Raw genomic sequence first — 25,228 nt, 5'->3', positions numbered from 1 at the left:
ATGCGCAGGCCACAGCAAGGCGCGCCGGAATACGGCACCCTGGAGGGTCGCTTCACTGACGGCGATCCCGCCGGCGGCGTCCCGGCATCGGTTTTCATCGCGAACATGGGCAACCATCTCCTGGAAGAGTTGTGCAGCATTCTTACGGCTGCTGGCATTGCTCCTGATGAAGCCAAGTTTGATCAGGTCCTGCAGTCCATGCGCCGGCTTATGGGCGGCAACGTGGCCGCGACCGTCACGGCCACAGGCACGCTCAGCCTCGACCAGGCCGGGCTCGTGCGCGTGGATGCGACTGCTGGTGACATTGTCCTGACATTGCCGGCGGCGAACGCACTCAAAGGGGCGACGTTCCGAATTGTGCGCGTGGATAATACAGCCAACATGGTCACGATCCAGCGCGCCGGGGCGGATACGATCGATGGAGTAACGAGCATCACGCTTTTGGGGCAGTACGCACGGCGGACCATCGTGACCGATGGCTCGTCTGCGTGGCTGACGGTTTCCAGCTTGGCCGTGCCCCCTCTGCTGCATGTGCGTGATGAAAAGCCAAGTGGAACGGGAGGTGGAACTGTCACGGCCGGGGCTTGGCGGACCAGGGACCTGAACGCGATCAAGCACGCAGGAATCGCGGGGGCGTCTCTTGTTTCCAATAAGGTAACGCTTCCTGCCGGCGAGTATTATATCGAGGCAAGCGCACCGTCGTACGAGGGTAACTCGTTTCGGATTCGCATCCGCAACATAACCGACAACGTGACCGAGTTGATTGGGTCGTCCGAGTTTGCCGGGGGCGTTGATCAGTGCCGGTCTTTCTTGGGCGGGCGCATGTCCGTCAGCGGACAGAAGCAATTCGAGTTACAACAATATAACAGTACTGCTGGTACGGCCAGCGGCGGCGTGCCCGTAAATATGGGTGAAGTGGAAGTATTTTCGGAGATGAAGGTATGGAGGATTAGCTAGTGAACGTCGCACTCGCTCTGGATGCTTTGGTTCCGGCAGCTAAATATGGAGGGTCTCTGACCTCCAACACGCAAGAATCATATAACGAACTGCGTTGGGAGGATGAGCGACCAAAGCCTACCTGGGCCGAGATTGAGGAGGCCTGGATAGGCTTGGACCTTGATGCGCAGATTGCCGCTATTGATGCGAGGTATGAGTCTAAGTTTGCAGCACTTAAAGACCGCTTGATCATCGTCCTCGCAGCCGATGGGACTAACCAGGCGGCGAAGACAGCTGAGATTCAGGCGGATTGGCAAACCCTGGTGGATCAGAAAGACTTGGAAATCATACAGCTGCTGGGAGGTGCCTAGACGTGCCTACACTCTATTGTAAAGCCTGCGGAAGTACGGACCTTGTTCAACATCCGACCTATCCCAAGTACTTGATCTGTCAAGACTGTGGAAGGATCGTGATATTCCCCGGCATCATTCCCGATGCCATGCAAGAAACCCAGGCGACGGAATCCCTGACTGAAGAATAGGTCAAGAGGCCCCGGCATTGTGCCGGGGCCAGTAGGCTCTTTGAAATAAGATTACTTGGGGCGATAAGGGGCAGGCATGATGCGCTGCCTAATGCGCTTGGGGAACCCTCCCGCGAGTTCCAGATCATCAACTTCGCGGAGAGTAAATGAATAGGGGTAGTCAGCGTTCTTTATGCAGTGAGGAACTCTATTCCCATCTCCATCGCCAAGGAATGGCCCTCCGCCTCCATGGTAATGAACATCCCCGCAAACTGGGCAACGGAATATGAGCTGGCCGCAGTCTTTGTCGTAAGGATGGTCCTCCTTCGGGAAACGAACACAGGCAACGACATATTCTTTAGCCGAGCCGTGCTCAATGACCTCAAACACCTGGGATGGCGAATAGTTCCACCTGGGCATGCTGCACCTCCAGGGCGGACCATGCCCAGAGTTCAAAAAGTTCGTCAAGTCGGCTGGGCAGAGAGTGGACTGAAGCGGTTCAGTGGGGTGTCAAAGTCTACTGTCGCAGGTGCGAAAACCCCGCGCCGCGCTACACTTGGTCAGCGAAGCAGGGACCGTGGCTGGATGTATTTGCGGATTTGTGTGTGGGGGTAGTTTTGAATCAGACACGCGGCAGGGACACGTAAACGAAGAAAGGGTCACAGCCGAAGCCGTAACCCTTTGATTTCGTTTGGCGTCCCCAAGGGGATTTGAACCCCTGTCGCCTGCGTGAAAGGCAGGTGTCCTGGACCAGGCTAGACGATGGGGACGCTCTGTGGACTTAAAGAGCCCGGGATCGGGCTCCAGTTCCATTTTTTTGGCTGGGGGACGAGGATTTGAACCTCGGTTAACGGGGCCAGAACCCGTCGTCCTGCCGCTAGACGATCCCCCAACGCGGAAGGGCATGTTTAATGAGACATGCCCTCTGTGTCAAGAGCCTTAGGCCTCAACACTTAAAAATATCTACACAGCGCGCGACAGACGGCGAGTGCGCTTCTTGAGCTTGTTGATGCGCTTGCGCAGGATGTCCTTATCCTTGCGTGCGGTGGCCTTGGCCTTCTGCTCGCGCATGCTGCGGATGTCGCTCTTGATGTCGTGGATCTGCGCCTTGTAGGGATTGTTCTTGACGCCTTCCTCTTCCTTGATGCCAAGCACGTCCTTGATGGCCACAAGGAGCTGGTCCTTGTCCATGCCGGTGGCGCCGGTGATCTGCGGGATCTTGTCCATGACAAGCTGGCGCAGTTCCTTGGCGGTCATCTTGTCCAGGGTCTTCTTGAGCCCCAGGCTCTGTAGGGTGATCTCGTCGCTCATGCTCTCCTCCTTGCATCGGGCTGTTACCCGCGGGATATCTACAGCTTGCCGGCCATACGCCGGATATATGCCTTGTACGCCCGGCCCGCTGGCGTATCCGCCTCGGCGAGCCCTTCCAATCCGCCCAGTTGCTCCGGCCTCGGGGGCTCCGGGCGTAGTGGAGGCTCCGGTCTGGGACGTTCCACATCCAATGGAACCCTGCCCCTTAGCAGTTCGAAGATGACTTTGTCAAAGCATTCCTCGCCCAGGAAGGCGTTGACGCGTTGGAGGATTTGCGGCTGGAAGTAGCTTAACTCCTGGCTGGCTATGGAGTTTTGCACGCCAAGCACAAGCGTCGGGCCGCGCCGTTCCATGGGCCGGGCCTCTGCCGCCAGTTCGCCCAGAACCTCTCCCCAGTGCCGCCAAAGCCGCAGAAACTTGAGTTCTTCGCCCGAGCCGAGCCGGCGCAGGAATTTCGCCGCGGCATCACCGGCCCTCAAGGTCCGCCAGGTGCGATCCTTGCGCCGAATTACCGGCCAATCCTTGCGCTTCATGCCCCGCTTCTACTGCCCCGGCGGCCGCTTGGCAACGAGCTTGTTGACAGGCGCGATCGCTGGCGGTATGCATGCATTCGTATATAAGGATATTGTAATATATGGCACTGCTTCGCTGGCTCAAGGCTCTCTCCGACGACACCAGGCTGCGCCTGCTACATCTGCTCTCGCGCTACGAGTTGTCCGTGGGCGAGGTCGTGCAGGTGCTCGGCATGAGCCAGCCGCGTGTCTCACGCCACCTCAAGATCCTGGCGGACGCCGGGCTGGTGCAGGTCCGGCGCGACGGATTGTGGGCTTTCTATAGCGCCACGAGCCATGGCCAGGCCGCCGAGTTTCTGTCCTGCATGGGCCCCTGGCTGGGCCAAGCCGCAGGCGCAGCGCAGGACATGGACTCGGCCGAGGCGGTCATGGCCGCCAGGCGCAGTGAAACCAAGCGCTTCTTCAACCGCGTGGCCCCGAACTGGGAGGCCATGCGCGGCGAGCTGCTGAGCGGTTTCGATCTCTCGGCGGCCATCCTGGGCCTGCTGCCCAGAAACGCCGGCCCGTCCGGCGACCTGGGTTGCGGCACCGGCGGCATGCTCCCGGAGATCGCCTTGCGCGCGGGTACGGCTATCGGCGTGGACAACTCGCAAAGCATGTTGGACATCGCCCGCGCACGTTTTGCCGCGGAATCGGCTATCGAACTGCGCATGGGCGAGCTGGAGCATTTGCCCTTGCGGGACGGCGAGCTGGCTTCGGCGGTCATGAACCTGAGCCTGCACCATCTCTCGCGGCCCGAGCAGGCCGTTGTCGAGGCGGCTCGCGTGCTTGCCAACGGCGGCGTGCTGGTCATCGCCGACTTCGGCCGTCACGACCGCGAGGAGTTGCGCCAGCGTTACGGCGACCGCTGGCTCGGCTTCGATGAAGACGACCTGCGCGTCTGGATCGCCCAGGCCGGGCTGCATCTGGAGAGCTTGAACGCCCAACGCCTGGAGAGCGGGTTGACGCTGCTCCTGGCCATGGCGCGAAAGAGATAAAGGCACTGGGAGGGCGCTGCCCTCCCAGACCCACCCGCCAGGGGAATAATTCCCCTGGACCCTTGTTTCGCTCCGGCCGGAGGGACCGGCCGGAGCGCGGGCCGCAAACGCGGGTTTGCCGAAGCGACAGCGGCGGCGAAGACGCGCTTGCTTTGCCGACCCACCTTAAGGCGTGTCGGCGTATGACGGGAAATCATCCCATGCCGCAAAGCAGGGGGTCCGGGGGAATCGCATTCCCCCGGACGGGGTTCGGGGCCGTCAGCCCCGATTCACCGCAACCTAACGATTTGGAGGATACGCACATGGCTGTTCAGCCTATCGATCTGAAGCTTCCCTACAAGGTCAAGGACATGTCCCTGGCCGACCTCGGCCGCAAGTACATGCAGCTTTCCGAGAACGAGATGCCCGGCCTCATGGCCCTGCGCGAGAAGTACGGCCCGCAGAAGCCCCTGGCCGGCAAGCGCGTCATGGGCAGCCTGCACATGACCATCCAGACGGCCATGCTCATCGAGACCCTGCACGCCCTGGGCGCGGACATCCGCTGGTGCTCGTGCAACATCTTCTCGACCCAGGACGACGCCGCCGCGGCAATCGCCGCCGCCGGCACGGCAGCGGTCTTCGCCTGGAAGGGCGAGAACCTGGAGGAGTACTGGTGGTGCACCGAGCAGGCCCTGACCTGGCCCGACGGCGGCGGACCGGACCTGATCGTGGACGACGGCGGCGACGCGACCCTGTTCGTGCACCACGGCGTCAAGATCGAGCAGGACCCGAGCCTGTTGGACAAGAAGACCGACAACAAGGAATTCCGCATCGTCATCGAGCGGCTCAAGGCCAGCTATCAGGCCGACAAGACCAAGTGGACGCGGATAGCCAAGAAGATCAGGGGCGTGTCCGAGGAAACCACCACGGGCGTGCACCGGCTCTACCAGATGCATAAGAAGGGCGAGCTGCTCTTCCCGGCCATCAACGTCAACGACTCGGTGACCAAGTCCAAGTTCGACAACCTCTATGGTTGCCGCGAGTCGCTGATTGACGGCATCAAGCGCGCCACTGACATCATGATCGCCGGCAAGGTCTGCCTGGTTTGCGGCTACGGCGACGTGGGCAAGGGCTGCTGCCAGGCTCTGCGCGGCATGGGCGCGCGCGTGCTGGTGACCGAGATCGACCCCATTTGCGCCCTGCAGGCGACCATGGAAGGCTATCAGGTCACCACCGTCGAGGACGCCCTGCCCGTGGCCGACATCTTCGTGACCTCCACCGGCAACTACAAGGTCATTCGCGGCGAGCACCTGGAAGGCATGAAGAACGAGGCCATCCTGTGCAACATCGGCCACTTCGACAACGAGATCGACATGGCCTACCTGGAAGATGGCGGCCAGTGGGAGCGCCTGAACATCAAGCCCCAGGTCGACAAGTGGATCAACAAGAAGACCGGCCGCGCCATCGTCATCCTGGCCGAGGGCCGGCTGGTGAACCTGGGCTGCGCCACGGGGCACCCCAGCTTCGTCATGTCCAACTCCTTCACCAACCAGGTCCTGGCCCAGCTCGACCTGGCCAAGAACGACTACCCGCCCTCCGTCATGGTCCTGCCCAAGAAGCTCGACGAGGAAGTCGCCCGTCTGCACCTGGAGCGCCTGGGCGTGAAGCTCACCAAGCTCACCGATGAGCAGGCCGAGTACATCGGCGTGGACCACGAAGGTCCGTTCAAGCCCGATCATTACAGATACTAGCTTCCACTGGGAGGGTCCGGTTCAGGCCGGGCCCTCCTTTTTCATCCGCCCACCGGGAGAATCACAATGACAGGGAATCTCAGCCCCAGCGCCCGGCGTGTCCAGGCGCACCTCGACTCCTTCGGAATCGCCCTGGAAGTTGTCGAGTTCCCCTCATCCACGCGCACGGCTCAGGACGCAGCGGATTCCGTTGGCTGCGAAGTGGCCCAGATCGCCAAATCCCTGGTCTTTCGCCGCAAGGACACGGGTGGTCCGCTGCTCGTCATCGCCAGCGGAGCCAACCGCGTGGACCTGGTCAAGGTCTCCGCGCTACTCGGCGCGCCCATCGCCAAGGCGGACGCCGACTTCGTGCGCGAAGCCACGGGTTACGCCATTGGCGGCATCCCGCCGTGCGGCCACGCAACAGCGATCGAAACCATCCTCGATGATGATCTGATGGGCTTGGAGGTCCTCTGGGCCGCCGCGGGAACGCCCAATGCCGTGTTCCGCCTGACGCCGAGCGAGCTTGAGCGGATCACGGGCGGCCGCGCCGCCGATATCAAGGCCTCCTAACCTCTCTGCCCGGCTCTCAGAACACCACGGAAATGTTGACCGACCCGAACCACTGGACTTCGGGCTGCTGCGTGAACTCCTTGGTGCGCATGGTGTGAGTGTACGTGACCTTGACTCGTCTGATGAGCAGCGCCGCGCCTGCGCTCAAGTCCGCGACCCACTCCTCCTTGTCCACGCTGTGGCTGTCGCGCCAGGTGTTGCCGTCCAGGAAGATGTTGTGGGCCACATAGCGGCCATCGGCGACAGCGAAGAAGTGCCAGCCGTACTTGCCGTTGAGCCGGGGATCGTCCGGAGTGGTTGGCGCGGTGGTGCCGCTGTGGCCCACCTGCCAGGCCAGGGATGAGCCGAAGTCCGAGGGCAGGTTTTGGCCTGCGCGCAGTTCCAGGCCGGCATTGGCGAAGGTGTATACGTTTCCGGCCACGCCTCCGAAATGCGGGATGGCGTCGAATCCCCAGCCGGGGCCGGACCAGTCCGTAACCCGCAGGTAGCGCTGCCAGGCGAGCATGAAGCCGGGTTCGTTGCGCAGTTGGTTGTCCCAGCCCTTCGATTCCTGGTCTTCGGTATGGATGAAGTTCTGGGCCTCCTCGCCCAGAGCCCAGGGACCTACAACGCCCATGGTCAGTTCCAGGGCGTCCAGCTGACGCCTGCTCTGCTTGTTCAGGCCCAGGGCGATATTCAGCCAGCCGGCATAGGGCCTGTCATCCTCGATCAGGTCCGGATTGCTCGTGCTTGCCGGAGTGAACATGGATTGACTGCCCGCGAAGGTCCATCTGCGGAAGAACTCCGAGGACTCCCACAGGGGCAAGCTGAGCCAAGATATGTCGTCGCTGATGCGTGCGGCTGCGTCCTGTTCGATGGGCGCGGATATGTAGGCTATCCTGACATCGTTGGTGTTCCAGCGATCATCTCCGCCGAACCAGTCATTGTCCTGGATGGCCTCGAAGACCCGACCGTCTTCGAACGAGACGGCCTGGACCGCGGAAGGCGCTAGCAGCGCCAGAAAGATCAGGATGCATGAGAGAATGTGCTTTTGAACCGTCATTAACGCTCCCCTGGTAAGCGATACATGTCAAAAACGAATCAACTCTTCCCTACCGAATCGATCAAGTGTATCGCATGCGCCGGATCATGGGGATGAGAAATTGAGATCTTGCGTTCACTTGCCGCATTTTTGGGGCTGGGTCTTTTCGCGGGCGGCTTCGGCACGGTTTAGGCAAAGAACGGGCGCTTCATGGCCCGGCGGAGTCAAGGATTCGACTCGACGTCCATTGACCGTGCGAAGGCGTCGGCATTTGTCATACAGGTGGGAACGTATGAAGATCGGCTATTTTTTGGATCGGCTAACCCTGTGCGGTGAAACCAAGGCCGTAGGCCGTCAATTCGCCATGCTTAGGGACATGGGGCACGAGGTGCTCCTTTTTACAGGGCATGTCGAAACCGGCTTCGATTTCGGCCTGAAGCCGATCATCGTCTCCGGCATGTCCGAAATAGCGGCTCACGGTGTGCAGGCTCTGGTTTGCACCAATATGCGTGATTTCCGCAAAACACGCGCCTGCGGGTGCCGCAGCATCATGTTCCATCAGGCCAGCGACCTTGATCGGCTCCGGGAGGACCACGATCTGCGGAAGGCCGAGGGCCGTGATGGAGCCATAGGTCGGCTATTCCTGGGGCTGAAATACGCGCTACGCCGCAGGTCGGTGCGCCGCCATTATCGCGCGCGCCCCGTGCGCTGGGTATCCACGCCCTATCTGCACAAGATGTTCAGGGAGGGCTACGGCCAGGAGACGGCCCTTGTCCGCGATTATGTGGATGCCGGCGCGTACTGGCCGGGCGGCGCGCGATCCGAGGGGCCGCGCACGGTATTGTGCATCGGCGACAGCCAGGTCGCCCATCACAACGTGGGCTTTGTCTACGAAAGCCTGCGCAAGCTTAAGGCCGAGCATCCCTTCCGCCTGGTGCGCGTCTCGCCACGGCCCATTCCTGCTTCCGAAGCCAAGCTGGACCTGGTGGACGAGTTCCATGTCATCGAGAGCGACGCCCAGATGGCCGCGCTTTACCGCGAGGCCGATGTGCTGGTGGCGTCCTATCTGGCCGAGGGCGTGGGCCCCATGGCGCTGGAGGCCATGGCCTGCCGCACCTTGTGCATGCTTTCGGCCATCGAGCCCCACCAGCGCTATGCGGACCCGCTGCCGGAGCAGCCGGCGCAGTTCGCCCTTTTCCACGATCCCCGCGATCCCGCGGCATTGCCTAGCCTGCTGAACAGGCTTTTTCGTCAGCCCCAGGTCTTCGAGCGCGTCAGGGACGCGGGCCTGCAGCTCAGCCGTTTTTACGCTCCGGCAGGCACGCGCGAGGATCTGCGCCAGGCGCTGGAGATGATCGAGGGCAGGCGCTGAGGCGTATTTTCAAAGCCGCTTGCTGCTGGTCGTGCGACCAGCCAGAAATAATGCATCAAGAATCGCGGGTGCAGGGGACGCTTGTCCCCTGCCGGGTGGAGTTTGAGGAGGGCAGCGCCCTCCTCAATTCGTTTTGGAGACAGAGCTAAGAGCTTACTTTATCCCTCGCTTGCCGGAGCGGCTTGCGCCTGAGTCGCCAGACACAGACCGCGAGCCAGCAGGAGAGCCAGGCCGAGCATGCCGCAGAGCACGGTCACCAGGGCGGTCCAGCCGAAGCGGGCGTAAACCAGCCCGGGCAGGAACGAGCCAAGCGTGCCGCCCGTGTAATAGAAGGCGATGTACAGGCCGTTGACCATGCCGCGGTTTTGGTCCGACAGGCTGTTGAGCAGTCCGGGGGCCAGAGCGTGCACGAAGAACATGCCGGCGCAGAACGGGAACATGCTCAGAAACGCTGTCGTGAGCCAGGGCAGGGCGAACAGGACAGTCGCGGTCATGTGCAACGCAAGGCCAGCGATCATGGCGTTGCGCTCTCCGCCCAGAATGCGGCAGATCCGTCGCGACGTGAGCGCCGCGGCTATGCCCATGAGGTAGCCGAGGTAGGCCGCTCCGATGCGCAGTTCCGAGATCCCGCTGTCCAGGCTGGCCAGGCGGTGGGGCAGAAAATTGAGCAGCCCCGTGTACACGAAGAAGCAGCAGAAGATGATCAGGTAGACGCGCAGGAAGGCTGGCCGGCGCAGGATTTCGGGCATGGCGCTCGGCCGGATGCGCTCGAAGCGGGCGCGCGCGTCGGGGTCAAGGCTCAGCAGCAGGACGAGGCAGGCCGACAGCGCCAATCCGATCGCCCCGAAAGGCGCGCGCCAGTCGAAGGCCGTGGTGAGCAGGCCAGCCATGAAGCGCCCGAAAAATCCCCCGAAAATTGTCGCGGCCACATAGAAGGCCATGGAGCGCTGCACGGCCTCGGGCCGGCTGTGGGTGGCAACGTAGGTCATGAGCCCGGTGAGCGCGGCCGGGATGAGCAGCCCCTGCGCGAACCGCAAGGCCAGGAACGGACGCAGGCCGTCGCAGAAGGCCAGGGCCGTGGTGGTCAACGCCAGACCCAGCACGCTGACCATGAGCATGCGCCGGGCCTGGATGCGCTCCAGGAGCAGGCCATACGCCAGTGGGGCGATGCTCAGCGGCAGCAGGGCCACGGTGATGAACAGCGCGGAGGTTTGGAGCCCCACGCCGAAATGGGCGGCGAGCACTCGCTGTATGGGCTGGGGAGCGTACAGCGAGCAGACTACCGCCACGGTCGTGGTCAGAATGGCGATCAGTTGCAGCGGGCGCATGGAAATCTTGCATATACCCATGCATTCTGCTTGGCAAAGAGGCTTGCCGGGCTCGACGTCAATTTCTTGTCTAGAGCAGAATGCTTTTAAGACGCCCGCTCCGGCGTTGACGGCGCAAGTGAATTGCGCCTACGCCTACGCGGCGGCAAGCTATGTCGACGCATGGCTTGCAGAGCATTTTCAAAAAGCAAAATGCTCTAAATGGGCCGATAAGCCTTGTATGTGGCTAAAGGGTGTTTATACTCTTCTTGCGGAGGCGCGGGTCGAGAGAACGGCCCAGGAGAATGAACAGCACGATAAGGCGCTTCGCAATGCCCGTACGGAGATGTCGCGGCCCCGGTTCCTGAAACCGGGATTGCTCCTCCAGGGCTCCAAGCGCAGGGTCCGCGGACCTCGGCCCTGAAGGCCACGTCCAAAGGCTCAAGTAGGACAAGCATTCTCGACCGCTACGGCCCGCGTCCTCCTGCACCTTGCATGGCTCTCGCTGGTCGAGCCTTCCAATGTCGGCAACCGGTACTCCGCCGAATCCATAAGCGTCCTGGGAAACCGGGGCGCATTTTTTTGTGCGGATGACAACCGCGCCGGATGCGCTCCTCCGGCCCCCGCTAATACTGCCCATGCCATCATAAAATCCCTGTCACGGCACCCTGCGTATAGCGCGACTAGAGCAGATTGCTTTTAAGACGCCCGCTCCGGCGTTGACGGCGCAAGTGAATTGCGCCTACGCCGAAGCTAGCTGCAAGCCATGCCGACGCATGGCTTGCAGAGCATTTTCAAAAGCAAAATGCTCTAATATTTGAAAGGGCTTTGAACCTACCAGGACCAGCCTCTATGGAACGGAGCCCGGACTGAGGAGGCAAGTTCGCATATTGCTCTTGTGTCGAAAGCAGGCAGAGTGTGCGGGCGGCTTTGGGCGAGACTTTTAATTGTGGGAAATAGATTTGAGGACGTCGCGGCGCGCCCTATTGAGCGCGCCGCGACGTATCGGTTCCTCCGGCGGCCGTTTTCGGTCGGCGGTAACGGCCTCCATCCCCATATGCTCGTCTAGTTAGCCCCTTGGACCGATTATACGCCAGTGGCTTAGTTTATCAGGCCCTAGGGGCGCAGACCAGTCCGGAACGGTTGCGGCTCCAGTGGAATTGGGGTAACCAACTCGGCTTGGCCATCCGCCGATCGGACCCCTGGACAGAGCATGATCACAGTCAACAGCATCGACGAGATTTCCTTGGCCCTGGAAGGCTCCTGCGCAACCATCGGCAACTTCGACGGCGTGCACAAGGGCCATCAGCGGCTTATCAGCATGACGGCGCAGCGGGCCCTGGAACGCGGCCTGACCAGCGTGGTGGTCACCTTCGAGCCCCATCCCCTGCGTTTTTTCACGGGCCGTAAGAGCCCGCCCAGCATCACCTTGCTGCCCCAGAAGCTGGAGCTTATCGCGGCCCTGGGCCCGCAGGTGACCCTGGTGCTGCCCTTCAACCACGAGTTGGCCGCCCTGGAGCCTGAGGCGTTCGTGCGGCGTTACCTCGTGGACGGCCTGCGTGTGAAGGAGCTGTTCATCGGCTATGACTACGCCTTCGGCAAGGGCCGCCTGGGCAATTACGGGCTGCTTACGCTGCTGGGCCAGGAGCATGGTTTCGCGGTGGAGCAGATAGACCCGGTCATCGTAGGCGAGGCCATTGTCAGCTCCACGCGCGTGCGCGACATGGTGGAGTCCGGGCGGGTTTGGGAAGCGCACGATCTCCTGGGCCGCTTCTATCAGGTCAGGGGCATGGTCATACACGGCCGCAAGCGCGGCGGCGATCTGCTCGGTTTTCCCACGGCCAACCTTGAGCCCTATGACGAGTTGCTGCCCAAGCCCGGCGTCTACGCCGTATGGGTGGAAACCGAATATCCGGGCGAGCTGCGCAGGGGCGTGGCCAATATCGGCCATAATCCCACCTTCGGCGAGAACGCCCTGTCCGTGGAAGCGCACATTCTGGACTACAAGGCTCAGCTTTATGGCCGCGAAATCCGCATCCACTTCGTGCAGCGCATCCGCGACGAGCGCAAATTCAGCGGCCCGCAGGAGCTTGTGGCGCGTATCAACGAGGACGTACGTCTGAGCCGACAAATACTGGATCTGGCTGCAGCCAGGCCATAAGGGCGGAGCATGGATAGGAGCACGGACACGCAACCTGACGACGCAGCACACAGCGTATCCGGAAATGCGCCTGGCCGCACGCCCGACGGCATGCCCGACATGCCCGGCCTGTCTGGTAAGACCGCCGCCATCACGAATTCCCCCCTGGCTCTGCTGCTCAGATACTTCCGCTTTGGCAGGGATATCCTGCGTTCCTATCGCCAGATCAGCCATGTTCGCTGGCTGCTCATCGGCATCGGCGTGGGCGTGCTCTCGGGTCTGGGGGCCGTGCTGTTCTATTTGGCCGTAGAAGGCGGCAAGCACCTGTTCCTGACCGTGCTGGCAGGCTTGAGCCTGCCAGCGCCCTCGGGCGAGGCGCTCTTCCACGCTGCGGGCCACGGCGGCCGGCAGGCCAGCGATGCGGCGAGCGTCATGGCCCACGCCCGGCCCTGGGTCATCCCGGCCCTGACCACGGCCGTGGGTCTGCTCACGGGCTGGCTCGTGCAGCGCTTCATCCCCGACACCACCGAGAGCGGCACCGACGGCACGGACTCCATGATCAAGGCCTTCCATCGCCAGGAAGGCAACATCCGCCCAAAGGTCCCGCTCATCAAGACCCTGACCGCCATCCTGACCATCTCCACGGGCGGCAGCGCGGGCCGCGAGGGTCCCATCTCCCAGGCCGGCGCGGGCATCGGCTGTTGGATGGCCGACCGGCTGGGGCTGACGGTCAAGGAGCGGCGCATCCTGCTGCTGGCCGGCGCTGCCGGCGGGCTGGGAGCCATCTTTCGTGCGCCCTTGGGCGGCGCGCTCACGGCCGTGGAGGTCATCTACAAGGAGGACTTCGAGGCCGAGGCCCTGCTGCCCGCTGTGCTCTCCTCGGTAGTCGCCTACAGCCTGTTCACGCTCTTTTACGGCACCGAGCCCATCCTGGGCCTGCCGACCTTCCGTTTCCAGAACGTCTGGGAGCTGCCCTTCTACGCCTTGTTGGCCGTTGCCTGCTCTGCCGCGGGCTGGTTCTATGTGCGCAGCTTCTATTTCATGAAGTATTCGATCTTCGCGCGCATCCGCGACAAGGTCGGGATCATGTGGACAACGGCCCTGGGCGGTCTGTGCATGGGGCTTTTGGGCATCGTCTTCCCGCAGGTGCTGTCCGACGGCTACGGCTGGCTGGAAATGGCCGTGCTGGGCCAGGTGCCGGCCATGCTCATGCTGGCCATCATCCTGGGCAAGACCCTGGCCACCTCGCTGACCATCGGCTCGGGCATGAGCGGCGGCATGTTCGCCCCGGCCATGTTCGTGGGCGGCCTGAGCGGCGGGCTCGTGGGCCAGCTCGGGCATAAGTGGTTCCCGGACATCGTGACCCAGCCCGGAGGCTACGTGCTGGTGGGCATGGCCGCCTTTTTCGCCGGCATAGCCAACGCGCCGATCGGTCCGCTCATCATGGTCACGGAGCTGACTCGCGGCTACGGCCTGCTGGCCCCGCTCATGCTGGCCTCGGCCCTGTGTCTGGTGCTGTGCCGCAAGGTCAGCCTGTACGAGAACCAGGTGGACAACAAGTTCGAGTCGCCGGCCCACCTGGAAGACCTGACCATCAACGTGCTGGAGAGCCTGCGCGTGCAGGACCACTACCGGCCCAGCCGGGTCACGGTGCTGGAAGAGGCCGTGACGCTCAAGGCCCTCACGGACATCATCGCCAACACCAACGAGACCTATTTTCCGGTGCGCGGCAAGGATGGCTCCGTGGTTGGCATCCTGTCCGTGCAGGACGTGCGCAAGCTGCTCTTCGAGCGCGAGCTGTTCGATCTCATCGTGGTGGGCGAGCTGGCCAGGAAACCTGTCACACTTTCGCCCCAGGACGACTTGTATACGGCCCTGCTCAAGTTCGTGGACACGGACTACGGCCAGATTCCCGTGATCGACCCCGACGATCCCACCGAAGTGCTGGGTCTGGTCAACAGAGAAGACGTGTTCCGGGCCTATTCCAAGACCATTCGTGACATCAAGGGCGACAAGGTGTCCGGGCAGGGCAGCTAAGGTTTATTGATTTTGATCAGGTCGCCAGGACCGGTCGGTTTCCACTCGCTTTCTTAGGAACGCCCCCGGGCGATCACGTTTACATTGCCTCCCATCGCCGCCCAAACAGGCTTCTCCTGAAGCCTGGGCCTCTGCTTTCAAGAAATTTCCGCAATTAGCATCTATATTCTCTTGTGCAGCATAGATGGCCTTCTGTAGTGATCTCTTGTCCGGTTTCCATAAATTTAAGTGGAAGGTCATGAGCATGAACATAAGGTCATTGAATGTTATTGGTCAAAAAAAATCATCGACGAAAGGACGCAGGTCCGTCCGTAGATTAGCGCTTCTGCCGATCTGGGCCATCTTTGTTCTGCTCGTGGTCATGGTTGTTCAGAATTCAACGTCCATCAATGAGTCTCCTTATCTTGCACTCACGGGCAATGCCATTTTCATGACAGGTATAGGCTATGCCGTAGCCTTCTTTTGCGCGAGATCATACTTGGCCCACGGACTTGAGAGCGCTTTGGTTCTTGGCTGCGGCCTGGTGGCCTTGGGGTCGTGCAGCTTCCTGTCGGGCATTGGCAAGCCGCTAGGTCTTGGCGTCAATTTTACCGTGACGGCCCAAAATGCTGGGACATTCCTATTCTCCACATGCTGCGCCGCGAGTTCACGTTTTAGCACGCGCGAGGCGCTGCATCTCGGGGAACATGTAGGCAAACCGTTCAGATTGGCCTGTTCCTATCTGATCGCCTTTTCGGCCGGAATTCTAATTATGGTCGCCGAACAGGCAGGGCTAGTGCCGGTCTTTTTCATTCAAGGCCAAGGCGCAACTCCGCTGCGGCAGCTCATTCTCATGATCTCCCTGGTTCTCTTGGCCTTCGCCACGGCCAACCTCCTGCATCTGTTCCAGCGCCGGAAGTCATCCTTCGCCTGGTGGTTCATGCTTGGGCTCATCACCATGATGGCCGGCACCCTGGCTTTCAGCATCAATCTGGGGGTGGGCAGTCCGCTCGGCTGGGTCGGGCGCGCGGCCAACTACCTCGGGTGCCTCTATCTGCTGGCCGCGGTGGTTGCCGCCTACCGCGAGGCGGATCGTTTCGGGCAAACCGTGGAGGACTCCATCCGCTCTTTTTTTCAGTCCGGGACCGGTTACCGGCTGCTCGCGGAGAATTCGCCGGACATCATCTGCAGGTTCGACCGGGAGCTGTTCTGCACGTATATCAATCCCGCCGTGGAAGCCTTGACCGGCGCCCCTGCCGACACATTCATCGGTTATTTTCTTCAGTCCCCCAGCCTGGAGGAGGGCAGCGGCAAGACCTTGGCCGCCGCAGTCCGGGGCGCATTCGACAAGAAAGCTGAACAATCGGCCGAGGTCGTATTTCGGACGCCCTCAGGCCATAAGCTGTGCCAATGCCGCCTTATTCCGGAGCGCGATGCTGACGAGCGCGTGATAAGCGTGCTCGGCATACTCAGGGACATCACGCAGGCCAGGGAGCAGGAGGAGCGCTACAGGGTCGTATTTGAACAGGCCGCCGTGGGACTGAACCGGATTGATCTGGACGGGCGCTTCACAGAGGCCAACGGAAAGTTCTGCGACATCACGGGCTACGATCGCCATGAGCTTATCGGTCGTTCGTTCACGCATGTGGTTCATGCGGACGACATATCCGAGGATATCAATTTGTTCAGAAGGCTCATGGCGGGGGATATCGATGGGTTTGCCGCGGAGAAGCAAGTGGTGCGCAAGGACGGGACGATCGTGTGGGTCAACGTGACCATATCCTTGGAGCGCAATGCCCTGGGGCGCTTGGTGGGGACCATAGGCGCCATGGAGGACATCACCGCGCGCAAGCGGACCGAGGAGAAGCTGTACCGTCGGGAACAGGAGTTCCGGGCCCTGGTCGAGAACAGCCCGGACATCATAGTCCGTTTCAATCGCGACCTGAAGCGCGTGTATGTCAATTCGGCGGTCGAAGCCCTGCACGGGTTGCCGGCTTCCCATTTCATAGGCAAACCGCTTTCGGAGACGCGCATCGCGGACAGTGATGGCAAAGCCTTCGAGGATGCCTTGCACAAGGCTATGGAAAACGGAACGGATGAGTGCATCGAGGTAGCCTATGCACGGCCGTCCGGAGAGATAGTCTACTACGAGACCAGGATCGTTCCCGAGTTTTCATCAGATAGGCAAGTGGTGTCGATGCTGACCATCTCCCGAGAAATAACGGCCAGGCGGAGCACCGAGCAGGAGTTGCGCCGTCGGGAACAGGAGTTCCGGGCGCTGGCCGAGAACAGCCCGGACATCATCGTGCGTATCGGCAAGGACCTGAAGCGCAGCTATGTCAACCCGGCCATTAGCAGGCTGCAGGGCATGCCTCCCAGCTATTACCTGGGCATGCACGTGAGGGAGCCTGCGCGGCCTGATCGGGAGAAGTTTCTCCGGGCATACGAGGAACTGCTCAAGCAGGTCCTGGCCAGCGGTCGCGAGGAAAGCCATGAGTACAGCCTGACGACGATCAACGGGCCGCGGCACTTCCATTGTCGGCTTACGCCCGAATTCGCGCCATCTGGAGAAGTCGTCTCGGTCCTGTCCATCAGCCGGGACGTCACAGCCTATAAGGAGCTGGAGCAGGAATTGCGCCGGGCCAGAAACGCGGCTGAGGTCGCCAACCAGGCCAAAAGCGAGTTCCTGGCGGCCATGAGCCATGAAATACGCACGCCCATGAACGGTATAATCGGCATGACCGATCTTGCCCTGATGGGCGGCTGCGACTCAAAGGCCTCCAGCTACCTGGGGTTCATCAAGGAGTCGGCGCATTCGCTCCTAGAGCTCATCAACGACATTCTCGACTTGTCCAAGGTGGAGTCCGGCCGCATGGAGCTGGAAAAGAAGGCCTTCGATTTGAGGAAGTCGCTGGAAAGCCTGTTGCAGCCGCTGCGCCTCTCGGCCCAGCGCAAGGGCGTGGAGCTTTCATGGTATGTCGGGCCCGAGGTGCCGGAGCTGCTCATGGGCGATGACCTTCGGCTGCGGCAGGTCTTCACGAACCTTGTAGGCAATGCCCTCAAGTTCACCTCCTGGGGTTCGATCACCATCGCCATCGGAGTGGCGGAGGCTGCGGACAGTCGGGAGACGCCGGAGCCCGGCGCGAGCCAGGAAGAGATTTCGCTGCAAGCCACGGTGAGCGATACGGGCATCGGCATTCCGCCCGACAAGCTTCAGCATGTCTTCGAGAGCTTCGCCACCCTGGGTCACGACAAGGAGTACGGCGGCACGGGCCTGGGGCTGGCCATTACCAAGAAGCTCGTGGAGATCATGGGCGGCACGATCTGGGCGGAGAGCCAGCCGGGGCAGGGCAGCGTGTTCGGCTTCACCGTCAGGTTGGCGCGAGCCTCCGAGGCCGAGTCCACCTGTCGCGAGCAGGTCGCCGGGCAGTCCGGCCCCATGACTGTGCCGCTCAGGATTTTGGTGGCCGAGGATAACGAGATCAACCAACTGGTCATGCGAGATTGGCTGGACGAGATGGGCCATATGGTCATCTGTGTGCCAAACGGCCGAAAGGCCATTGATCTACTTTCGCAGGGGCGCTTCGATCTGGTGTTCATGGACGCGCAGATGCCGGAAATGGACGGCATCGAGGCCACGCGCATCATTCGGCAGAGTCCGCCCCAAGGAGTCGATCCGGCCATTCCCATCGTGGCCCTGACGGCCTATGCCCTCAAGGGCGACCGCGAGCGTTTTTTGGCGGCAGGCATGGACGATTACCTATCCAAACCCCTCGACTTCGAAGAACTACATCGGATATTGGCGGAATTCGCCTGGAGGAAGGCCGCGAAGTCGGGCTAAGGCGGTTTACAAGAGATGGGAAGGCCTTCGCCCTTTCTCCACCCTCCAGGATCTTATAACGTCTGTGGAATAGTGCCGTGTTTGGCATGCTGCCATGGCGCTCCTGCCTCCCAGGGGCCGCTGAAACCGCACAAGGCCGGCGTCCACCGAAGATTCGCCCCGAACTGAGAATGGCCGCGCAGGCTGAAGGCGGCAAAAGCCTAGAGCAGATTGCTTTTAAGACGCCCGCTCCGGCGTTGACGGCGCAAGTGAATTGCGCCTACGCCTACGCGGCGGCAAGCCATGCCGACGCATGGCTTGCAGAGCATTTTCAAAAGCAAAATGCTCTAATTGGTGGGGCGCATTCGCAGCCGTTTCATGATTTGCCGGCACCAGGAAGCATCGTTGGCGTGCTGCAGACTCTGGATCTGTTGTTCAGCGCGCGCGAGGCTGGCTTGCAGTTCCCTCAGCAGTCTGTCGGCGGTTTCGAGCTTGCGTCCCAGGTCTTGCATCTTGGTCAACAACTCCCGCGACGAGGGGTCGCCGGGCTCGGAGTCCTGGCCGGCAGGCCGATTGCGGCGGAAGGAGGCCGCAGCCTCGGCGCGCCGATCGGGATCGCCGGGCAAGGCCTGGTCGCATTCCAGGCAGACGTAGAATTCAAAGGTATAGGGCCTGGTATCCTGGAAGGACGTCAGGCGATAGGCCAGAAAGCCGTGCTCGGCCAACTCGGACAGCAGATCCAGAAATGAGCGCGGCGTGAAAACCCAGCAGTGGCAATCCACGTACTCGCCATTCTGGGCCTTGCGGGTCTGGGAAAGGGCGTAGTCGAAGTCATGGATGCGCGAAAGGTTTGAGATGTCTAAACGGCCTTGCCAAGCTTCCCGGAGCGGAAGCTGCACGACTTTACGGTAGTGGTCAAAGACCTGCTGTGGACTGGGCCGGCGCAGGCTCTGCAGATGGGCGCTCATGGCCTCGGTAAGACGGCTGGGCGTTCGTTGAAAGTCGAAGGTGTAGCGCTTGTCGGGCACGGTCAGGCAGAGCCGTCCGCCGGGCCGCAGCACCTGGGCCACCTCGCTCAACCAACCCACCAGATCCGGCACGTGCTCGATGACGTGGCTGGCCACGGCATAGTCCAGGGGCAAGTCGTCGCGCAGCACTTTGGGCAATGCATCATTCCATACGCGGTCCACATCCACGATGGCGGCTGGATCTCTGTCGGTTCGGTGAGCATGCCGAGCGCGCAAGACATCCGTGGTTGTGTAGTCGATATAGAGGATGCGACCGTCGTCCTTGGTCACAAGGGGGCGATTCAGGGGGCCGAACTCGATTCCGCGCTCCGTGCGCGGATCAATGTCATTCAGGAGAACTGTCTTACGAACCTGTTCCAGGCTCATGCCGGTCGTGTTGCGCTGCTGTTGCATGGCTGCCCTCCGCATCCTGAACTATCAGGCCTTCAGGAGCGGAGAGAAGCAATGATTATTTGCGGCGGGGAAAATTATCAGGTCATGCGGTCCGGACTGCTCGGCCGGAAGCTACTGTTTGGCCCAGCCTTGCTGCTTGATTTCGCCGCCGGCCAGGTCAACATCCAGGATCTTGCGCGGCCGCACGCCCAGGCGGTTTTCCATGCCCGCGCGCTTGACCACTACCCGGCCGACGCGGTCCAGCAAAAGCTCCAGGGCCTGGGCGATCTCTTCCTGGGCGTGGCTTACCAGGGCCATGCCGGTGTTGCCGATATCGTCGATGAAGACCTTCCTCGGCTCCTGGTCCTCGAAACCGAGGTCGATGAAAGTCGTGAAATACTTCTCCAGGGGCGCTAGTGCATTGCGCACCAGATCCTGCAATTCCTCATCATATGTATCATGGCTCATGGGCCGTTCTCCCTCTCGTATTCTGCTTGGGTGGGACGGAGCGTCCCGGACAAGTCTTAATATATAACGTGGCCGGCGCGGACATGCAACGCCGTCCTGGCCTGCTGGTCCTGCCGGGATTCAGCCCGGATCAAGCGCCTCGTCTTCCCCAGGCGGCGAAAAGCGGGTCCGACGTAATCCGTTCTCGAAGTAATCATTATTAGAGCATTTTGCTTTTGAAAATGCTCTGCAAGCCATGCGTCGGCATGGCTTGCCGCCGCGTAGGCGTAGGCGCAATTCACTTGCGCCGTCAACGCCGGAGCGGGCGTCTTAAAAGCAATCTGCTTTAGATACGGGGGCCAGGCTGCTCCCCATATGGAAGGCTCTGGCGGGAAAGGTTTCAGCCGTCTGCACGCCGGCAGTTCGGCGGGTAAATCACGGATTCCTCGATCATGGGCCAGAAGGGATAGTGCCGGGCTTGGCGGTCCCGGCGCGACAGGCGGCCGGGCAGGAATCTGACCAGGTCGCGCAAGCCTTCGAGCATGGCCTGGGCAATGGCCAGGCCGTAGCGCCGGTCGTGCAGCAGCAGATTGTACCCGCTGACCAGGCCGGCCATGGGCCATCCGAGCAGATAGGCCTTGAGGATCTTGGCCGGCGGATAATTGCGCAGCACGACCTTGTAGCTGTTGCGCTCGCAGAAGTAGCCGCGCCGCCAGGCGCCGGAGCGGTTGGTGGTGACCGAGCACTCGTGGAGCACGCTGGCTTCGGGCACGCACCAGATGTCCCAGCTCGCTTCGCGCAGCCTCAGGCTCAGGTCCACGTCCTCGAAGTACATCTGGAACTCCTCGCAGAACAGGCCGCATTGGCTCAGGGCCTCGGCGCGCAGGAGCATGGCCCCGCCCGTGGCTCCCAGAACCTGGAAGGGCAGCCTGCCCAGGGACTCGGCAGGCTCACCGCAGGCCATGTCCCAAGCCTTGCCGGCCATGCCCAGGCGGATGCCGGCCGAAGCCGCCAAGTCCGGCCTGTGCATGAAACGCAGCAGCGGCTGGCAGGCCCCGGCTCTCGGGTGGGCGTCCATGAACTCGATCAGCAGGCGCACGCAGGACGGATCAATGAGCGTGTCGTTGTTGAGCACGAGCAGGTAGTCCGCTCCGAGCTCCAGGGCCAGGCGCATGCCCTCGTTGTTGCCTCGGCTGAAATAGTAGTTCTCGGGATTCTCCAGCAGCTCAACCTGCGGATAGCGCCGGCGCACGAACTCGGCCGAGCCGTCGCTTGAGGCGTTGTCCACGAGCATGGCCGAGAGGCCAGGGCAATCGCTGGCCAGCAGCGCGTCCAGGCAGGGACCCAGGAGGTCCAGCCCATTGTAGTTCAAGACGATGGCGCAGACGCGCATTGCCTGCATGTCTCCTTTTCGGCTGTCTATTATGATGTGCGGGCCATTGGCCGAGTCCGATTCGAAACCGCTTATCCGCCCGGCATCCTCCGCTTCAACATCGACCTGTCTGATGTGGCCTTCCCATGCTCCACGGGAGATGGAAAGGAAGCATACCTGCCCCGTCTCTTCTCGCCCATCCCCTATCAGGCTGATTCTGTCGCGGACCGCCACGGTCGTATTTATCTGATGCCCGTTTGGTCCGCCCTGCTTCGCGCGGCAGGTCCCTTGTCCAGGCAACACCCCTCATCATTTGCGAGCTAGGCTTGTTGCGCCTGGGCTCAGGTTCCCATGCGTTGGAACCTGGCGCATGCCCGGATCCATATAAGCTTCAGCGAAGGGTGCCTCCCTCCATAAAGAGTATACAGCTCAGCCTTATTTATCGCATCTCGCAATATAAAAAGTCATTTGAGAAAAACCTGTCCAAAAAATCCTTTGTTAGTGGGTTTAGCGGTATATAGTGCCATTACTCTTGGCATTCTATTGTGTGTGCTGCCATTAGTAATGAAATGCCAAGGTGTAAATGGAAGGAGGTGGATTTATTTCGCATGTAATAATCACACTGCAATGAAGTTCTGACGTGGAATTTCCATTGTATAGAGGGATTGGTTCAGCAGAGGGTCATGCGAAACATGTTCTTGTTGGAGAGAGGAGGGTTTCATGCTCAACCGCAGATTATTGTTCCTGGTGCTCGCATGCTGCCTGTTCGCCTTCGGGGCGATTGGCTGCAATGACGACGACGATGACGACAACGGCGGTAACGGAGGTAATGGTGGAAACGGCGGAGTCGGAGAAACCGCGCTTAGCGGCGATGTCGCAGGTTCGTTCATCCAGAATGCCGAAGTGGCCGTCCTGACGGTCACGGGGGATATTGTCGCCACTGCGACTACGGATAACACCGGCGGTTATACCGTTAACATCCCGGATGATGAGGATGGTCCCTTCCTCATCCGCGTCCAGGGAACGTCGGCTGGAACGAGCCAACTGGTCGAGGTCGGCACTGACGGCACGTCCCTGCCGCAGCCCTTTGCCGGCCCCTGGTACTCCATCGTGACGGCCGACGAGCTCACTGGCGACTCGCCTCAGGTCAACGTCACGCCGCTGACCACCATCGCGGTGTGGATGCTGCGCGCCGAGGCTGCCAAGAACGGACAAATCGACGATGCGCTCCTGGAGAACTACGGTCCCATGGTGGAAAACATGGCCACCAACGCCTTCGTCGCCGGTCTGGAAGCCGGTGGAGAGTTCCTTGCGCCGTTCAGTGCCTTTACCAGCCCCGCATTGCCCAAGGGCGACCTGATCGCCGAAGATGCCAGCGCGCTGGTGGCAAACAGAGCCGCCTCGGCCATCGCCAAGGACGTGCTCTCCAATCTGGGCACGCCCGTGCAGATCGGCTCCAGCGAATTTGCCGGCAACCTGGCCATGTTCGGCCTGGATCTGTCCGACGGCCTGGTCGATGGCGTAGTGGAGGGTTTCGGCGATGATAATGCCGCGGCTCTTACAGGCCTGTTCACCGAGGCCGTGGCGCTCATTCCTGGCGGCGATACCGCCACCGATCCCGGCGATGTGCTGACCGCGATCGAGACTCGATTCAATGAATACACAGGCAGCGACATCCAGACCGCTCTCGACAACCTGGGTCCAACCCTGACCGCCGAGGCCGAATTCTTGGGCGTCACCACCTCGCCCGCTTTCACCGTTCCGGCTTTTACGGCAATGTCTGAGCTGGTAACCAACCCGCCGGCGCAGATGATCCTGATCCTCAATCCGGCCGTGGTGGAGATCCCAGCCGGTGAAACCAGCAACGACACCGCTACCAGCACCCTTAACTTCGTGGTGCTCGACGGCAAGGGCGTCGATGTGACCGGCGACTATCTGCAGAGGTTCGCGGCCTCGGTCGTCTCAGATGACGGCGATGAATTCCTGCCCGCCACGCTGACTCCCGAACCAGTTACCGGCGGAGCCGGCTTCCAGGTCGAGACTCTGCCTTTCGTTGGCGTGGACAACACGGCCACGGTCACGGCCAACATCCTGGGCACCAGCCTCGATGGCCTGACCATTGACGGCGCCGACAGGCTCATCACCTTTGTCCAGCCCACGGACAACAGGCGTCCCACGGCCATCGAAAGCTCCAGCCTGGTGGTAAACGATGACAATACCAGCACAGTGACCATTAACCTGACCAGCACGGTAGAGCCCGTCGGCCAGCCGGATGCTCCGGGCGTGGCCACCTTGACCGTGGACAACGGCTGGTTCTGGGCCGGCACCCCCGATAACGTGAGCAAGTCGCTCCTGGGCATGGCTTTCGTGACTGGCGAGCCCTTCGATGTCGGCTACCTTAGCCCGGACAACGTGACCGGCACCACGGCTAATATCAGAATCGACCTGGATACTGACAAAAATATCACCGGCCTGGCCAGCGCGCCCATCAATGGAGGTTCTATTCTTCCCTAAAAGCTATCCATGAAATACGCATGATGGCATAGTGCCAAACGGGAGGCCGGGTTTGTCCGGCCTCCCGCATCCATAAACCCCAAACGCGGCTTAACGGAACAGCCATGACGCCGGAAACCCTGGTCATCATCCCAGCCAAGAACGAGCAGGAGTCGGTGCATCTCGTGGCCGGAGCCGTGGTCTCGGACCTGGGCTTGCCCGTGGTTGTGGTGGATGACGCCAGCAACGACGAAACCGCCGACGCCGCGCGCAGGGCCGGGGCGACCGTCCTGAGCTTGCGGCTGGGGCTTGGCGCATGGGGCGCCATGCAGGCCGGCATTCGCTACGCCCTGAGCAGAGGCTACAAGCGCTGCGTGACCATGGATGCCGACGGGCAGCACCCCGTGCAAAGCCTGCCCGTGGTGCTGGAACCGGTGCTGCGCGGCCGGGCCGATGCGGCCATCGGCTCTTGCACGAGCCGGGGCAGCCCCTTGCGGCAAGTCGCCTGGGGTCTTTTCCGGGGTATCGGCGGGCTGGGCGTGGGCGACCTGACTTCCGGCTTCAGGGCTTATAATCGTCGGGCCATGGAACTGCTGGCCGGACCACGCGCCACGCTTCTGGATTACCAGGACCTTGGCGTGCTCTTCCTGCTGCGCGGGAGCGGCCTGCGCATCGTGGAAACGCCCATCGCCATGGCCTGCCGCCTGAGCGGCCATTCGCGTATTTTCAACACCTGGCCTTCGGTGGGCAAATACATGCTGCACAGTTCCATCCTGGCAATGTCGAAGAGCGTGCGCGGTTCCCGCCAATCGGATAATGCCGGGGAGGACCAATGATCAGCCTGCAATGGACCACCGGCATTCTGGGCGTGAGCATAGCCCTGATCATCATTTATCTGGTGCGCCGCGACCACCTCTACACGCGTTACAGCGTGTGGTGGCTGTCCATGGCCGCGGCCATTTTCGTCCTGGGCGTTTTCCCGCGAATCTCCGACGTGCTGGCGGGCTGGCTGGGAGTGTCCTATCCGCCGAGCCTCATCTTCATTCTGGCCGGAGTGCTCTACGTGCTGAAGATTTTGACCATGGACATCGAGCGCTCCAAGATGGAGGTCAAGCTCCGTCGCCTGACCCAGCGTCTGGCGATCATGGAGGAGCGCCTGGAGCACAATGAGCGCATAAGTCAAGATTCTACGCTCCGCGCTGATTCCGAACGGCGTTCCACGCACCCCAAGCAGTAATCGGC

The 25,228-nt window shown here is 61.5% G+C and carries 19 protein-coding genes and 2 tRNA genes; 12 read left to right on the top strand and 9 right to left on the bottom strand.

Annotated features, from left to right (window positions below; genetic code table 11):
• Both H585_RS22030 and H585_RS0104515 read left to right on the top strand, forming a co-directional pair.
• Positions 1-957: a hypothetical protein gene (locus H585_RS22030; protein WP_051182938.1), complete on the top strand. Its 957-nt coding sequence runs from the start codon at positions 1-3 to the stop codon at positions 955-957.
• Complete coding sequence (locus H585_RS0104515; protein ID WP_027366926.1) at positions 957-1,307, top strand: hypothetical protein; 351 nt, start codon at positions 957-959, stop codon at positions 1,305-1,307. Before H585_RS22030 ends, H585_RS0104515 begins: the two co-directional genes overlap by 1 nt.
• An 841-nt stretch (positions 1,308-2,148) precedes the next feature.
• Here the strand turns inward: H585_RS0104515 and H585_RS0104505 are convergent.
• The 4 genes from H585_RS0104505 to H585_RS0104490 form a co-directional block, all read right to left on the bottom strand.
• A tRNA-Glu gene (locus tag H585_RS0104505) sits at positions 2,149-2,226 on the bottom strand.
• 48 nt (positions 2,227-2,274) lie between these two features.
• Positions 2,275-2,348, bottom strand: a tRNA-Gln gene (locus H585_RS0104500).
• Positions 2,349-2,419: 71 nt separating this feature from the next.
• Positions 2,420-2,767, bottom strand: a complete 348-nt coding sequence (locus H585_RS0104495) for a hypothetical protein (RefSeq protein WP_027366925.1) — start codon at positions 2,765-2,767, stop codon at positions 2,420-2,422.
• Positions 2,768-2,805: 38 nt separating this feature from the next.
• The gene (locus H585_RS0104490; protein ID WP_005986070.1) at positions 2,806-3,300 is read right to left on the bottom strand and encodes a DciA family protein; all 495 of its coding nucleotides are present in this window, start codon (positions 3,298-3,300) and stop codon (positions 2,806-2,808) included.
• A gap of 101 nt (positions 3,301-3,401) precedes the next feature.
• Between H585_RS0104490 and H585_RS0104485 the strand changes: the two genes are divergently transcribed.
• The 3 genes from H585_RS0104485 to H585_RS0104475 all read left to right on the top strand — a co-directional run bounded on the left by H585_RS0104485 (position 3,402) and on the right by H585_RS0104475 (position 6,598).
• Entirely contained in the window at positions 3,402-4,316 is a 915-nt protein-coding gene (locus H585_RS0104485; protein WP_027366924.1) for an ArsR/SmtB family transcription factor, read from the top strand.
• A gap of 302 nt (positions 4,317-4,618) precedes the next feature.
• Positions 4,619-6,046 carry an adenosylhomocysteinase gene (gene ahcY, locus H585_RS0104480; RefSeq protein WP_027366923.1) on the top strand — a complete coding sequence of 476 codons (1,428 nt, stop codon included), beginning with the start codon at positions 4,619-4,621 and terminating at the stop codon, positions 6,044-6,046.
• A gap of 66 nt (positions 6,047-6,112) precedes the next feature.
• Complete coding sequence (locus H585_RS0104475) at positions 6,113-6,598, top strand: YbaK/EbsC family protein (protein ID WP_027366922.1); 486 nt, start codon at positions 6,113-6,115, stop codon at positions 6,596-6,598.
• 16 nt (positions 6,599-6,614) lie between these two features.
• On the opposite strand, the gene H585_RS0104470 is transcribed toward H585_RS0104475, so the two are convergent.
• Entirely contained in the window at positions 6,615-7,640 is a 1,026-nt protein-coding gene (locus H585_RS0104470) for a lipid A deacylase LpxR family protein (RefSeq protein WP_027366921.1), read from the bottom strand.
• Between the two features lie 271 nt (positions 7,641-7,911).
• Here H585_RS0104470 and H585_RS0104465 point away from each other — a divergent pair, with 271 nt between their 5' ends.
• Entirely contained in the window at positions 7,912-8,991 is a 1,080-nt protein-coding gene (locus H585_RS0104465; protein WP_027366920.1) for a glycosyltransferase, read from the top strand.
• Between the two features lie 158 nt (positions 8,992-9,149).
• Here H585_RS0104465 and H585_RS0104460 read toward each other — a convergent pair whose 3' ends face one another.
• Entirely contained in the window at positions 9,150-10,340 is a 1,191-nt protein-coding gene (locus H585_RS0104460; RefSeq protein WP_027366919.1) for an MFS transporter, read from the bottom strand.
• 1,171 nt (positions 10,341-11,511) lie between these two features.
• Here H585_RS0104460 and H585_RS0104450 point away from each other — a divergent pair.
• From H585_RS0104450 to H585_RS0104440, 3 genes are all read left to right on the top strand, one after another.
• Positions 11,512-12,459, top strand: coding sequence for a bifunctional riboflavin kinase/FAD synthetase (locus tag H585_RS0104450; RefSeq protein ID WP_014259442.1), 948 nt, complete (start codon positions 11,512-11,514; stop codon positions 12,457-12,459).
• Positions 12,460-12,468: 9 nt separating this feature from the next.
• Positions 12,469-14,475 carry a chloride channel protein gene (locus tag H585_RS0104445; protein WP_027366917.1) on the top strand — a complete coding sequence of 669 codons (2,007 nt, stop codon included), beginning with the start codon at positions 12,469-12,471 and terminating at the stop codon, positions 14,473-14,475.
• A gap of 184 nt (positions 14,476-14,659) precedes the next feature.
• Entirely contained in the window at positions 14,660-18,295 is a 3,636-nt protein-coding gene (locus H585_RS0104440) for a PAS domain S-box protein (RefSeq protein WP_338042129.1), read from the top strand.
• 326 nt (positions 18,296-18,621) lie between these two features.
• On the opposite strand, the gene H585_RS20810 is transcribed toward H585_RS0104440, so the two are convergent.
• From H585_RS20810 to H585_RS0104425, 3 genes are all read right to left on the bottom strand, one after another.
• A complete protein-coding gene (locus H585_RS20810) occupies positions 18,622-19,695 on the bottom strand; it encodes a methyltransferase domain-containing protein (protein ID WP_051182935.1) in 1,074 nt (357 codons plus the stop codon).
• Positions 19,696-19,806: 111 nt separating this feature from the next.
• A complete protein-coding gene (locus H585_RS0104430) occupies positions 19,807-20,142 on the bottom strand; it encodes a hypothetical protein (protein ID WP_005986050.1) in 336 nt (111 codons plus the stop codon).
• Between the two features lie 379 nt (positions 20,143-20,521).
• Positions 20,522-21,523 carry a glycosyltransferase family 2 protein gene (locus tag H585_RS0104425; protein WP_244432479.1) on the bottom strand — a complete coding sequence of 334 codons (1,002 nt, stop codon included), beginning with the start codon at positions 21,521-21,523 and terminating at the stop codon, positions 20,522-20,524.
• Positions 21,524-22,213: 690 nt separating this feature from the next.
• Between H585_RS0104425 and H585_RS0104420 the strand changes: the two genes are divergently transcribed.
• The 3 genes from H585_RS0104420 (at position 22,214) to H585_RS0104410 (ending at position 25,223) form a co-directional block, all read left to right on the top strand.
• Positions 22,214-24,007 (top strand): hypothetical protein, encoded by a 1,794-nt coding sequence (locus H585_RS0104420; RefSeq protein WP_027366914.1) that lies wholly within the window; start codon positions 22,214-22,216, stop codon positions 24,005-24,007.
• A 104-nt stretch (positions 24,008-24,111) separates the two neighbouring features.
• Positions 24,112-24,822: a glycosyltransferase family 2 protein gene (locus H585_RS0104415; protein ID WP_027366913.1), complete on the top strand. Its 711-nt coding sequence runs from the start codon at positions 24,112-24,114 to the stop codon at positions 24,820-24,822.
• Positions 24,819-25,223 carry a DUF2304 domain-containing protein gene (locus tag H585_RS0104410; protein ID WP_014259449.1) on the top strand — a complete coding sequence of 135 codons (405 nt, stop codon included), beginning with the start codon at positions 24,819-24,821 and terminating at the stop codon, positions 25,221-25,223. The genes H585_RS0104415 and H585_RS0104410 overlap by 4 nt, the downstream gene beginning before the upstream one ends.
• Positions 25,224-25,228: the final 5 nt, after the last annotated feature.

It is taken from the genome of Desulfocurvibacter africanus subsp. africanus DSM 2603 (genome assembly GCF_000422545.1).
GTDB lineage: Bacteria > Desulfobacterota > Desulfovibrionia > Desulfovibrionales > Desulfovibrionaceae > Desulfocurvibacter > Desulfocurvibacter africanus.
This window is presented reverse-complemented; position numbering and strand designations above follow the sequence as displayed.

Bases quoted from the DNA above. Each gene is read 5' to 3' on its own strand.
- H585_RS0104460 (WP_027366919.1), bottom strand. From the start codon at position 10,340: ATGGGTATATGCAAGATTTCCATGCGCCCGCTGCAACTGATCGCCATT.
- H585_RS0104425 (WP_244432479.1), bottom strand. From the start codon at position 21,523: ATGCAGGCAATGCGCGTCTGCGCCATCGTCTTGAACTACAATGGGCTG.
- H585_RS0104440 (WP_338042129.1), top strand. From the start codon at position 14,660: ATGGCCTTCTGTAGTGATCTCTTGTCCGGTTTCCATAAATTTAAGTGG.
- H585_RS0104430 (WP_005986050.1), bottom strand. From the start codon at position 20,142: ATGAGCCATGATACATATGATGAGGAATTGCAGGATCTGGTGCGCAAT.
- H585_RS0104415 (WP_027366913.1), top strand. From the start codon at position 24,112: ATGACGCCGGAAACCCTGGTCATCATCCCAGCCAAGAACGAGCAGGAG.
- ahcY (WP_027366923.1), top strand. From the start codon at position 4,619: ATGGCTGTTCAGCCTATCGATCTGAAGCTTCCCTACAAGGTCAAGGAC.
- H585_RS0104420 (WP_027366914.1), top strand. From the start codon at position 22,214: ATGCTCAACCGCAGATTATTGTTCCTGGTGCTCGCATGCTGCCTGTTC.
- H585_RS20810 (WP_051182935.1), bottom strand. From the start codon at position 19,695: ATGCAACAGCAGCGCAACACGACCGGCATGAGCCTGGAACAGGTTCGT.
- H585_RS0104410 (WP_014259449.1), top strand. From the start codon at position 24,819: ATGATCAGCCTGCAATGGACCACCGGCATTCTGGGCGTGAGCATAGCC.
- H585_RS22030 (WP_051182938.1), top strand. From the start codon at position 1: ATGCGCAGGCCACAGCAAGGCGCGCCGGAATACGGCACCCTGGAGGGT.
- H585_RS0104445 (WP_027366917.1), top strand. From the start codon at position 12,469: ATGGATAGGAGCACGGACACGCAACCTGACGACGCAGCACACAGCGTA.
- H585_RS0104470 (WP_027366921.1), bottom strand. From the start codon at position 7,640: ATGACGGTTCAAAAGCACATTCTCTCATGCATCCTGATCTTTCTGGCG.
- H585_RS0104485 (WP_027366924.1), top strand. From the start codon at position 3,402: ATGGCACTGCTTCGCTGGCTCAAGGCTCTCTCCGACGACACCAGGCTG.
- H585_RS0104450 (WP_014259442.1), top strand. From the start codon at position 11,512: ATGATCACAGTCAACAGCATCGACGAGATTTCCTTGGCCCTGGAAGGC.
- H585_RS0104465 (WP_027366920.1), top strand. From the start codon at position 7,912: ATGAAGATCGGCTATTTTTTGGATCGGCTAACCCTGTGCGGTGAAACC.
- H585_RS0104490 (WP_005986070.1), bottom strand. From the start codon at position 3,300: ATGAAGCGCAAGGATTGGCCGGTAATTCGGCGCAAGGATCGCACCTGG.
- H585_RS0104495 (WP_027366925.1), bottom strand. From the start codon at position 2,767: ATGAGCGACGAGATCACCCTACAGAGCCTGGGGCTCAAGAAGACCCTG.
- H585_RS0104475 (WP_027366922.1), top strand. From the start codon at position 6,113: ATGACAGGGAATCTCAGCCCCAGCGCCCGGCGTGTCCAGGCGCACCTC.